This window comes from Spirosoma sp., from assembly GCF_048594605.1.
Taxonomy (GTDB): domain Bacteria; phylum Bacteroidota; class Bacteroidia; order Cytophagales; family Spirosomataceae; genus Spirosoma.
This window is the reverse complement of the sequence record NZ_JBMDWV010000395.1, coordinates 24,042-35,713: the sequence shown is the minus strand read 5'-3', so window position 1 is coordinate 35,713 and position 11,672 is coordinate 24,042. Positions and strand designations below refer to the sequence as shown.

Here is an 11,672-nt window from a genome sequence, read left to right as displayed (position 1 = left end):
GGCCTAAGGTTTTTAAATCCGAAACATTCAGCACAATGTCTATAAACTGGGTCTTTTGCACACAAACCCAACAGACAAAACCGTTTAAAGCGACTGGATTGGGAAAGCCATGTTGTTCGCCGTTGATCCGCAGGTGAAAATCAAACTGCCTGCTCCCGGAATGATACGTCCCCGACCGGCCGCCGAACTGGTTCCGGCTAACGTATTAGCCCAGTTTTTAGAGCTACAAACGCTGTTGCACACGCTGTTGGATAAAGCCGTTTACCTCGACTGGAATCAAGACAAAGTGATGACGCTGTTCGGTAACTGGCTCAAAATTCGGCTGGGCGACGCCTTTCGAATGCTGTTGGCCCATACCGAACGACACCTGAAACAGGCTATGCGTGTGAAGGCTGAAATGGGTACATTTGCACCTGAACAAGGGACACAATAATCGTATTGATGCGTAACGTTCTTCTAGCCGTTGTTTGCCTTTTCTTGACCCATCGAGTAGTAGCGCAGGATGTTATTGAATGGTCGCCAACCTACCGACTGACCAAAGCCGATTTTCAACTCAAGCCTTCCAATGCGGGTAATGGGCAGCGCTATTATGCCGCCTGTCAGATGGACTTCAGTTATCGGATGAGCAATTATGAGTTTATGTTCACCAAAAATTTTAATCGGTTTTCCCGCGCTATTTTTAATCGAAAAGCTTCCTGGATGGACGAAGGGCCACTAACGGATCGCTTACTCGATATGGCGCAACTTGATTTTGATCTGGTTGAACTATACACCCGGAAAATCCGCAAACGAATGTATGAAGAGAAGCGGGCTTTCTCGAATGGCGATTTTTATCAACAGGCGATAAATGAGCTGCAGCGGCTTTATTCTGAACGGCTGGCTCAGATTGTTCGTGATACCGACGGCGGGCAGTCAGAAGTCCGTACGAGAGAAATCCATGAGCAGATTGTTCGCGAAATCAACGAACTCGATGAATATTGTAAAGAGTGTAAACCCGCTAAGAAAAAGGGCTGATCGCCAGAAAATAGATTTTGATTAAGTGTTCCCGTAACCTATGATTTGAATGAAACACTACTTACAGCACGACCCCTGGAATATCGTTGAAGAAGGTTTTTACCGTGACTATAATGAAATAACTGAAAGCGTTATGTCGCTCGGCAATGGCCGACTCGGCGGGCGCGGTTCATTTGAAGAGAAATTTACCGGCAAAACCATGCTGGGCAACTACGTAGCGGGCGTGTACTACCCCGACAAAACCCGCGTCGGCTGGTGGAAAAACGGTTACCCACAGTATTTTGCCAAAGTGCTGAATGCTGCCAACTGGATTGGTATTGACATCGATATTGAGTACGAAACCCTCGATCTGAACCATTGCGAAGTTCGCGATTTTCGGCGGGTGCTGAATATGCAGGAAGGGTATCTCGAACGTTCGTTTATCGCCCGGCTGAAAAGTGGGAAAGAGCTTCAGGTACAGGCAAAGCGCTTCTGTTCGATTGTTGATGATGAAGCCGGGGCGATTCGTTACGCCATCAAACCGCTGAATTTCGACGCCAAAATTACCATTACCCCTTACATCGACGGCGACATTCGCAACCGCGACGCCAACTACGATGAAACGTTCTGGGATGAAGTCCGGAAGGAAACGGCGTACGGGGAAGCCTATATTGAACTTCGAACGCGCAAAACCGGCTTCCACGTAGCAACGGGCATGTGTGTATCGATTGAGCAGGATGGTGCACCCATTAATTACCAGTCGCAGCCAATCAAATACGAGAAATACGTAGCAAATCGGATCACGCTCGATTGTCGGCAGGGTCAGGAAACGGTCGTTTATAAATACGCCGTCAATCTGTCGTCGCTGAATTACGATCCCGATACGATTATCAAGGAAGCCCATCTCTACATTCAGCGTATTACACGGAAGGGCTTCGATAAAATGCTGTTCGAGCAGAAACAAGCCTGGGCCGATAAGTGGAAAATGAACGACATCACGATTGATGGCGACATTGCCGCTCAGCAGGGTATTCGCTTCAATATTTTTCAGTTGAACCAGACGTACACGGGCGAAGACGAACGACTGAACATTGGCCCCAAAGGCTTTACGGGTGAAAAATACGGCGGCTCAACGTATTGGGATACCGAAGCGTACTGCCTGCCATTCTATCTGTCAACGGCTGATCAGAAGGTCGCCCGTAATCTGTTGATTTATCGCTATAAACAACTGGGCAAAGCCATTGAGAACGCGCAAAAACTTGGCTTTCGGGCCGGTGCCGCGCTTTATCCGATGGTAACTATGAACGGCGAAGAATGCCATAATGAATGGGAAATTACCTTCGAGGAAATTCACCGGAACGGCGCCATCGCCTATGCCATTTACGACTACGTTCGCTACACGGACGACGAGCAGTATCTGGTTGAATATGGGCTTGAGGTGCTCATCGCCATCAGTCGGTTCTGGAGTCAGCGCGTCAACTGGTCGAAAGTGAAAGAGAAGTATGTTATGCTGGGTGTAACGGGGCCAAACGAGTACGAAAACAACGTCAATAACAACTGGTACACCAATTACATTGCCGCCTGGACGTTACGTTATACCACAGAGGCCGTCGCCAAAGTCAAATCGCTGAATCCTGAGAAATACGCCGAATTAATTGATCGGATTCATTTCCGGGAAGAGAAAGAATTGGCCACAGCCCGGCAGATTATTGACAAAATGTATTTGCCAAAAGATGATACGTTAGGCGTTTTTCTGCAGCAGGAAGGGTTTCTGGATAAAGATCTGATGCCGGTTTCGGACATTCCGAAAGGTCAGCGTCCCATCAATCAGCACTGGTCGTGGGACCGGATTCTGCGGTCATGTTTTATCAAGCAGGCCGACGTATTACAGGGTTTGTATTTCTTTGAAGATGAGTTCGATACCGATACGTTACGTCGTAATTTCGAATTCTACGAACCCATGACGGTGCATGAATCGTCGCTGTCGCCCTGCGTTCACTCGATTCAGGCCTCGAAGCTGGGCATGAAGGCGAAAGCCTACGAAATGTATTTACGTACGGCGCGACTCGATCTCGACGATTACAATAACGATACCGAGGACGGCTGCCATATTACGTCGATGGCCGGTACGTGGCTGGCGGTTGTGAAAGGGTTTGGTGGCCTTCGTGTTGAGAATGAAGCGCTGGTATTGAATCCGCACTGCCCGGATAACTGGCAATCGCTGGCTTTCAAAATTCGCTTCCGAAATACGCTGTTACAGATTACAACGACGCAGCAAGACGTAACCGTGCAGAATTTTTCAACCTCACCAGTCACAATTAAACTGCATGGCAAAGACGTAACGGTGAAAGGTGAAAGTAAGAAAACAATCGGCAACGTAGTGCCTGCTTAATAGAAGCTTTTGTGGTGCCGAAGCTTTGGCTTCGGCACTGCTATTGAACTTGTCTCCTTTTGCCCAATACTACTCCCACGGTAATCTGAACAGACGGATACCAGCCCCGCCGGAAATTAGTAATTACATTACGATTGAGCTGCCAGTTCTCTTCATCTTCTGAATTCACTTTTCTCCAATAGTCCGGATTACGGGTGATCTGCTCAGTTGAAAACAGCTTAAACAGATGTTGCCCACCCACGGCTCCTGTTAACGTAATCCGTCTGGCAATGGTTATCTTACCACCCATTAGCAGTTCTGGCGCCAGCGAAACACCCGAGGCACGTAGCGAATCGGCAGGAATAGAAAAGTTGGCATCGGAAGCGAGCTGCAGATTCGAGTAATCCACCACAGTCCGGATCGAACCGAACAACATGACCACCTCGTCGTTGAACACAGAATGGAAGTAATACCGATAGCCAATAGCGCCACGCGTATTCCAGAAATGATCCATGCGTGACGGCTTTAGGACGGTGTAATAACGATGATCGCCGATGTACCCCAGCGATAACGTCAGGCTCTGCCGTGAATCGACGTAACGTTCGTACTGAATCAGTTGATTCTTGATAGGAAGGAAACCAATTGGTGAAATGGACAGCTCCTGCCGTTGGCCAAAGGCGGTTACTGTTGTCAGAAAAACCAATCCGGCGAGTAGACTGTAAATACGTCTTTGCATATAATTGCGTAAATAAGATGAGGATAAAAATATTATCTATCTGTAGTATATACAAAATAATTTATTTGGTGACAGTTCATTAACGTCTTCGCTATGCTATTCAGATTAATTTGTCTTTTGTGGCTTGTGACGTTCATCCATGGGAGCTACGCCCAGTCTGGACTTAATCCGACGGATACCAGCTACGTAATGGCACTGCTGAAAAAAGGGGAAGCCGTTGAAACCAGTCAGCCCACTACAGCGCTGAATAATTACAAAAAAGCGCATGCTTTCGCCGAGAAAATAAACTTCACAAAAGGGTACTTTGACAGTATGCGGCTACTGACCTACCAGCTTAATAACCTGGGACGACACGACGAAGCCCGAAAGATTGCGTTGGCGGCCGTTCAGAGGGCAAAGCAGGATACGTCGAAGCGAAATTTAGGACTAAGTTATTTCGCAGTGGCCAACACCGCGCTGTTCATGGGTCAATATCAGGAGGCCATTCCCAATTATCAGCGAGCAGTTCTATACATGCGGCAGATCGGAAACCTGAAAAACGTAGCGGCCGTTAATCAGAACCTCGGTTACATATTCAGGAAGCAGAAAATGTATTCTAAAGCGCTCGATTATTACGGCAGGGCGCTTGCGCTCGATACAACATGGACAAAAGATAAGGCCGACCGTCGTTCTGTTGCGTCTGATTATTTCAGTATCGGGGTTGTGTATAGTGATCTGAAAAAAAACCGTGAAACGCTGGCTTATTATCAGAAAGCAAAAGAATGGGTTGACTCACAAACCGACCTTGATTTTATGGTTAATCTGTACAGCAACATCGGTTTTGAACACGGACAGGCACAACGCTACGATTCGGCACTACATTACCGACAGGAAGCTTTGCGTATTAGCCGGTTGTTGGGTAATGAACGCCACGAACTTCATTTGCTGATGACGCTGGCAGAAACGTACACCCAGATGCGTCAGTATGGCCGGGCCAAAAAATTACTGGACGACTCATATACTCTTGCCCGGAAAACGAAGGCTGGTTTAACTGAATTTCAGAGTATTTATCACCAATATGCGCTGGCGAATGATGGTTTGGGCAATCACGAGGCTACGGTTCAATGGCTCGATAAATACATTGTTGTTACGGATTCGCTGAATAATCAGGAAACCAAAAGCTTGTTGCAGGACTATGAGGTGAAACTGAAACAGGCCGAAGCTCGTCAGCAACTGGCTCAAAAGCAACGTAGCATCAATCAATTGCAGGATCAGCAGCAACGTCAGCGGCTGTGGCTTCTGATTGGGGGATTGGTGGTATTGGGCGTAGTGGGTGCCCTGACCTTCGCCTATCTTTATACTCGTCAGCGTCAGCGAGCGGCTGCTAACGCATTACTGGCTGCCGAACGCGAGCGCGAACTGGCCGTTGTTCAATCGGAATTGCAGGGGCAACAAAAAGAGCGGCTACGCATCTCCAAAGAAATGCACGACGACCTGGGTGCGTCGCTGACGGCGATTGGTCTGCTGAGCGAAGTGGTGAAAACGCGCATGGGTGCTCAGACTACGCCCGAAGTAGAGAAAATTTCGAGTATATCGGCTGATATGGTTACGGCCATGAACGAGATTATCTGGTCGCTGAACACGAAGAACGACAGTCTGAACGGGCTGATTTCGTATACCCGCGCTTATGCCAGCGAATTCATTGATAACACGTCGCTTATCCTTAAAACCGACGTAACAGAATCTGAGCACGATCTCCCTATACGCGGTGTTGACCGGCGGAACGTATTTCTGACTGTAAAGGAAGCACTGAATAACGTAGTAAAACATGCTCAGGCGACCCACGTAACGCTACGTATGCAACCGGAAGCCGATCAGCTCGTGATTGACGTTTGCGACAACGGACGTGGGTTTACACCCAATGGAAAGACCGGTTCCCGAAATGGGTTAGGCAACATGCAGAACCGAATGGTCGAATCGGGTGGGTGCTGCGAAATTTTACCGTCACCGACGGGCACATGCGTAAAAATTACGTATCCATACCCCACCGTGCCCGTTCAGAAAATACTACAAACGTAGTATAGCATCGAAGTAAAAAAACGGTCAATATTGCCGGATGAAAACCGCCATTACTGTAGCCATCGTTGAGGACAAAGAACCTATCCGGCAATCGCTGGCTATTCTGGTCGATGGAGCCAACGGGTTCAGTTGCCAGGCTACGTTCGAGACGGCCGAAGCTGCGCTGGATTACCTGCCCGACCACTGTGTCGACGTAGTGCTGATGGATATTGACCTGCCCGGTATGAATGGCATCGACTGCGTGCGGCATCTGAAGACGCGCTGCCCAAATACGCAGTTTATGATGTGTACAATGTACGACGAAGACGAAACCGTATTCGAAGCCCTAAAAGCAGGCGCCAACTCGTATATTCTTAAGCGAAGTCCACCGCATAAACTCCTGGAAGCCATTACCGAACTGCACGAAGGCGGAGCGCCCATGAGCAGTACTATTGCCCGTAAGATTGCCAGCTCCTTCCACATCAATACGTCTATACCTAACGAACTCGACGTACTGACGCCCCGCGAACGCGAGATTCTCGACCGGCTTTCCAAAGGCTATAGTCATAAAGAAGTAGCCGAAGAATTGTTTGTCAGCCCTACTACGGTGCGCAAGCACATCTTCAATATCTACGAAAAACTCCAGGTCCACTCCAAAGTGGAAGCCGTAAATAAATACCTGGGGCGGAGGTAATGGTCGAACGATGAGAGATAAGTGATGAACAAAATGCTAACGCGTTGCCTACTCATCACTTATCTATCGTCGTTTATCACTCCTGAAAAAAATAAAAAATTGGTAGTGTCGCCCCATAAACTGGCCCGGAGTTTTGACTCGGTGATTGACGGAAATCACCCGTGAAACGACCAAAAGCCATGAAAAAACTCGCTCTTTTTCTGTTCGTTACGTTGGCCTTCAGCGCCTGTAAAAAAGACGATCCGGCAATTACTCCACAGAATCCGGCCGACGTAGTGGCGGGCCGGTACAAACTCACATCTTTCAGTCTTCGGCAAGGTTCCCAAACAATAAGTCTGCCCGGCAACGGCGTGGCGCTGGATGGTGTAGCTAACCTGAGTAAAACATCGCAGGAAGGTTATGTGAAACTCACGCTGGCCGTTAACAACAACGAATTTTTTGGTGAAGCTGATAACATCGAACTGGAAGTACGTAAGACCAGCGAAGCCTATGGACTCTTTGACGGAAATGACCAGTACGGAGATGTCGATGGAAACAACATCATCTTTAGTTTGTCCGGCACCGACGATAATAATCAGCAAGTTGCACTATCCTTCGTTGGTAAAAAATAATCAGTCATGAGCCGCTCCATTCAAACGATTTTCATCGCTCTGATCTTGGCTGGTAGCCTACAGACGCCGGTATTCGCGCAGGGACGTAGTCAGATTCTTTTTGTTGGAACACCACTGGCCGTGGGAGTTGGGCGATACAATGCCGTTGGTTTTCAGCCGAGTTTCGACATTCGATACCAGCATCCGTTAGGGGCAAATTTCACCATCACGGCAAAAACGGGACTGGATATTTTCCTGATTAAAAGCAAGTACAAAGATTATTTTCGCTATTACTACAATAGTACGGCAGGTATTTCGATTCCTATTACCGTCGGGCCACGTTTTTACATTGTCGATGGGCTTTATGCCGGACTTAATCTGGGCGTCGATATTGGGGTCAATTCAATTGCGCTCACATCGTTTCGATTTGAGCCAGGGTTTGGTTACGCAATCCGATTAGCCAATAAAAATTATGTCGATATGGGCACCAGTTTTGTAACCAGTTTCAGCGAGGGGAGTGGCGCTTTCTCTTTCAACTTTGCCTATGGAGTGAATCTGGGAAAGAAATAGTAAGTGAATGCGAGAACGAGCGAGAATAGGGCCTGGAATGGTTTTCGGCTCATTCTCGCATTCGTTCTCACTTGGGATGCGTAGCTACAGAACCTGAGCGCCCTTACGTAGCGTGCATCTCATTCGTAAGGGTAAGCAGGATTTCAGTGCTGTAAATCACTTCCGATACTACGTATTGTAAAGATCGGCGTCCTATTTTAGCACCTGATGAAACAAAGGCACAACAGGTTGATAACCGGCATGGTCTGCTTACTGGCGGCAAGTCTGTCTACCTGCCAGCAATCTAAATCACCGAAGCAAATTACGCCCGCTTTTTATCACTGGAAATCAAACTACAATCCTACCCGTTCGGAGATTGCGGAAATGAAGCGTTTGCATGCCAACAAACTTTATCTGCATATTTTCGATGTGGACTGGGATGAAAAAACGCGTCAGCCAGTGCCGAAAGCCGTTATTCGGTTTATGCAGAAACCAGTCGGTAACATAGTGCCTGTGGTCTTTATCACGAATCGGACACTCACGAATCTTTCTCCTGCTTCGTTGCCTGGCCTGGCTACGCATATTACGCAATCTATTCTACGGATCAGCCATCAGAATGCTATTTCTCTTCGCGAAGTACAGTTCGATTGCGACTGGAGTACGCGTACACGCGACCGCTATTTCCGGCTGTTGACGTTGCTGAAAGAAACGCTACGTCTGCCTGTTTCGACTACAATCCGGCTGCATCAGATCAAATACACCGATCAGACGGGTATTCCACCCGTTTCGCGGGGTATGCTGATGCTTTATAACGTAGCAGACTGGAAACAGCCTGAGACCCGCAATTCTATTTACGACGCAGAAGTTGTTAATCAATATGTATCGTTTGTATCGACCTATCCGTTACCGCTTGATATTGTGCTACCCCTTTTTCGCTGGACGGTGGTTTACCGAAACAATCGTTTTCTGACCTTTTTAAACAATATTGATCGAAAATTGCTGGTGAATACTACGTTTCTGCAAGCCCAATCCGATAGTACTCGGTTCATAGCGAATCGTGATACATCGGCGTTTGGCTTTTCGGTTCGACGGAACGATTTATTTCGTTCTGAATCGGTTTCGGCACAAACGTTGATACGTGAAAAAAAACGATTGCTAGGCCAGATTAGTAACCAGCGCTTAACGTTAGCTTTATACCACCTCGACTCTACTGTGTTGTCTGCTTACTCCCGTGAAACCATCTCTACTTTTTTCCAGCCGCACCCGTAAAATCGCCCTACCTGTAGCCGTGCTGCTTGCGTTTGCCTGTGGCCCCTCATTCGACCCGAATGAGTTTATGAGCTTTTTCATGCCCGAAACGGCCAATACACCGCCCGAGTACAATCGTTACATATACACTCCCCAACTGTATGCCGATAACGACTTAGGCGGATACGGCGATGCTATAATTACGATTGATGAAAATGTGCGGGCCTGGGTAGCCTATGCGGGGGGTTTGTTGCCGGAAACCGTGGTGAGCAAGGCGATTTATAACGAAGAAACTGAGGCTGTTACCCGGTTGATAGCTAGTCTGGAACGTACTAAAGCGCCTGCTGTTACGTACCTTAGATTTGCCTGGTCTGCCGACAATGGCCATGCTAATCCGTGGCCTGCCGAGCCTACACCTGTTGACAGTACGAAGTTACCTGCGCAACTGACTGAAGCGAAAACGGCCTATCAGACCTCAATTGATCCGTTCCTGAAAGAGCGTTATGCCTTTCAGGCTGTAAAGCTTGCCAGTGAACTGAGAGATTATGATCAGGCGCGGCAATTGTACGATCAGTTGGTAAAGCCACTTTCGAAAAAGACATTCATCAGCGACTGGGCCCTGTGCCGTCGGGCGGGAGCGTCGCTGGCGTTGAAAGATACAGCTCTGGCCATTTACGAATTTGCGCAAGTGTTTGATCGGTGTCCATCGCGTCGGAAAGCGGCTGAGCTGAGCTTACGGCGGTATCGGATAAAGTTTCGGGAAGATGCCCTTCAGTACGCAAAAAATGACCGCGAACGGGCGGCTGTGTATGCCTTATGTGCCATCCAGCCAGGACAGGATGGGCTGGACTTACTTAAAGCTTTAGTTTATTTATCGCCTAAAAATCCGCTTGTCGAATTGATAATGGCGCGCGAAATCAACCGAAATGAATATTACTTTAATACGTCGGGCCAGGAGTACGTAAACGACGGGTTGCTGGCCAGGCCTGATTCGACTGCCTTTGAAGGTCGTAAAACGGAATCGGTGTCGTATTTCGATAAACTACGAACATTTGCGCTCGAAACAGCGGAGAACACCAAAGTAGGTGATGGCGCTTTCTGGTATACGGCCGGAGCCTATCTGGACTACCTGGGCAAAGACTACGAAGCGGCTCATACGCATCTTGACCAGGCCGCTAAGTTGCCGGCCCCGAACAAAACGCTAACGTCTCAGATTGCACTGCAGCGGATGTTATTGCTGGCCGCCCAGACGGAAACCGTAACACCCGAAGCGGAAAAACAACTCATTGGTTATCTGGAAGAATTTGACCGAACAACGAATTTTCGGCTGAACAATGCCTTTGTCAATGTATGCAAAACGTTTGCCGCTACGTATCAGAACAAGACCGAAACAAAAAAAGGCTGGCTGTCGGGCTGTACCCGTTCGAAAGATGAGTCGGTGGATGGTTCCAGCCAGGCAAAAGCTTATCTGTTAACCATGCTCACGACGGAAGCCCATCCGGATGCGTATTTCGCCAGTACGGTCGATTCACACGCGATTGAAGATACCATTGCCCCTGAAATTGTCCGGCAGGCCATTGCCTACACCGGTCAAGCCAAGCCAACTGATTTCGACAAGCGTTTGGTAAAGCTATCGGGATTAACAGACGATTATCTTCAACTGCTGCTGGGCCGTCGATTGATGACGGCTCATCGCTATGCCGAAGCCGCCGACGCCTTTGCGAAGGTTAACCCCAAAATATGGAAAGATGAAGCCTTCTCGGCGTATTTTCAGCGAAATCCGTTTGCCGTAAAAATGCCCCGATTGTCGGCACCCGCCCAAAATGGGATAGAGGCTGTAAACTTTCCGGCAGAACCGAAAAAGAATCTGTACACACCTGTTACGTTCGCCCGACGTATGGCTGAACTGGAGCAACAGGTTAAAGCAGCTACGGGCGATCAGGCTGCTGAATTGTATTATCAATTGGGTTGTGGTGCCTGGAATCTGAGCTGGTATGGTAATTCGTGGCTGCTAATGAAATCGTACTGGAGCGCGGCCGAACCTCCACTATATGATATGCCAACCGACCCAACTGCTAAACAAAAACGTTTCGATACGTTGCTCAGGACCGATTATTACACGACGGCTCAGGCCCGAGCTTACTTTCAGCAATCGGTAAAACTGGCGAAAACACCCGCACTGGCTGATCGTTCGGCGTACATGGCGGCCCGCTGCGAAGCCAATTCGTTTGCAGTGCGTAAGAGCATCGAGCAGATACGTAACGGGTACGTCTATGAAGAAGATTCGACGTTTGTGAAAAATATGCGGACGTTACGGAGAAGCAAATACGCCACTGTTTACAACGACTTTTTTCGGAATCATCGAAAAAGTCGGTTTAATCAGGAGATGATCCGTGAGTGCGCAATGTACAAGGATTTTATATCGTTCGGTGAGCAAGCTGCGGACTGACAGGA

General features: G+C 48.3%; 10 protein-coding genes. 9 read left to right on the top strand and 1 reads right to left on the bottom strand.

Going from position 1 to position 11,672, the window contains the following annotated elements:
• Positions 1–109 precede the first annotated feature (109 nt).
• The 3 genes from ACOJS8_RS24720 to ACOJS8_RS24710 are packed head-to-tail and all read left to right on the top strand — an operon-like array spanning position 110 to position 3,385.
• Positions 110–433, top strand: coding sequence for a hypothetical protein (locus ACOJS8_RS24720; protein WP_420151235.1), 324 nt, complete (start codon positions 110–112; stop codon positions 431–433).
• Between the two features lie 44 nt (positions 434–477).
• Positions 478–1,014: a hypothetical protein gene (locus tag ACOJS8_RS24715; protein ID WP_420151234.1), complete on the top strand. Its 537-nt coding sequence runs from the start codon at positions 478–480 to the stop codon at positions 1,012–1,014.
• Between the two features lie 49 nt (positions 1,015–1,063).
• A complete protein-coding gene (locus ACOJS8_RS24710; protein ID WP_420151233.1) occupies positions 1,064–3,385 on the top strand; it encodes a glycoside hydrolase family 65 protein in 2,322 nt (773 codons plus the stop codon).
• A 40-nt stretch (positions 3,386–3,425) separates the two neighbouring features.
• Here the strand turns inward: ACOJS8_RS24710 and ACOJS8_RS24705 are convergent, their stop codons facing one another.
• The gene (locus ACOJS8_RS24705; protein ID WP_420151232.1) at positions 3,426–4,100 is read right to left on the bottom strand and encodes a hypothetical protein; all 675 of its coding nucleotides are present in this window, start codon (positions 4,098–4,100) and stop codon (positions 3,426–3,428) included.
• Positions 4,101–4,226: 126 nt separating this feature from the next.
• Here ACOJS8_RS24705 and ACOJS8_RS24700 point away from each other — a divergent pair, with 126 nt between their 5' ends.
• The 6 genes from ACOJS8_RS24700 (at position 4,227) to ACOJS8_RS24675 (ending at position 11,667) form a co-directional block, all read left to right on the top strand.
• Positions 4,227–6,158, top strand: coding sequence for a tetratricopeptide repeat-containing sensor histidine kinase (locus ACOJS8_RS24700; protein ID WP_420151231.1), 1,932 nt, complete (start codon positions 4,227–4,229; stop codon positions 6,156–6,158).
• A gap of 37 nt (positions 6,159–6,195) precedes the next feature.
• Complete coding sequence (locus ACOJS8_RS24695; RefSeq protein ID WP_420151230.1) at positions 6,196–6,831, top strand: response regulator transcription factor; 636 nt, start codon at positions 6,196–6,198, stop codon at positions 6,829–6,831.
• A gap of 179 nt (positions 6,832–7,010) precedes the next feature.
• The gene (locus ACOJS8_RS24690) at positions 7,011–7,442 is read left to right on the top strand and encodes a hypothetical protein (RefSeq protein WP_420151229.1); all 432 of its coding nucleotides are present in this window, start codon (positions 7,011–7,013) and stop codon (positions 7,440–7,442) included.
• 6 nt (positions 7,443–7,448) lie between these two features.
• A complete protein-coding gene (locus ACOJS8_RS24685) occupies positions 7,449–7,991 on the top strand; it encodes a hypothetical protein (RefSeq protein WP_420151228.1) in 543 nt (180 codons plus the stop codon).
• Positions 7,992–8,198: 207 nt separating this feature from the next.
• The gene (locus ACOJS8_RS24680) at positions 8,199–9,239 is read left to right on the top strand and encodes a hypothetical protein (protein WP_420151227.1); all 1,041 of its coding nucleotides are present in this window, start codon (positions 8,199–8,201) and stop codon (positions 9,237–9,239) included.
• A complete protein-coding gene (locus ACOJS8_RS24675) occupies positions 9,202–11,667 on the top strand; it encodes a hypothetical protein (RefSeq protein WP_420151226.1) in 2,466 nt (821 codons plus the stop codon). Before ACOJS8_RS24680 ends, ACOJS8_RS24675 begins: the two co-directional genes overlap by 38 nt.
• The last annotated feature ends 5 nt before the right edge of the window (positions 11,668–11,672 follow it).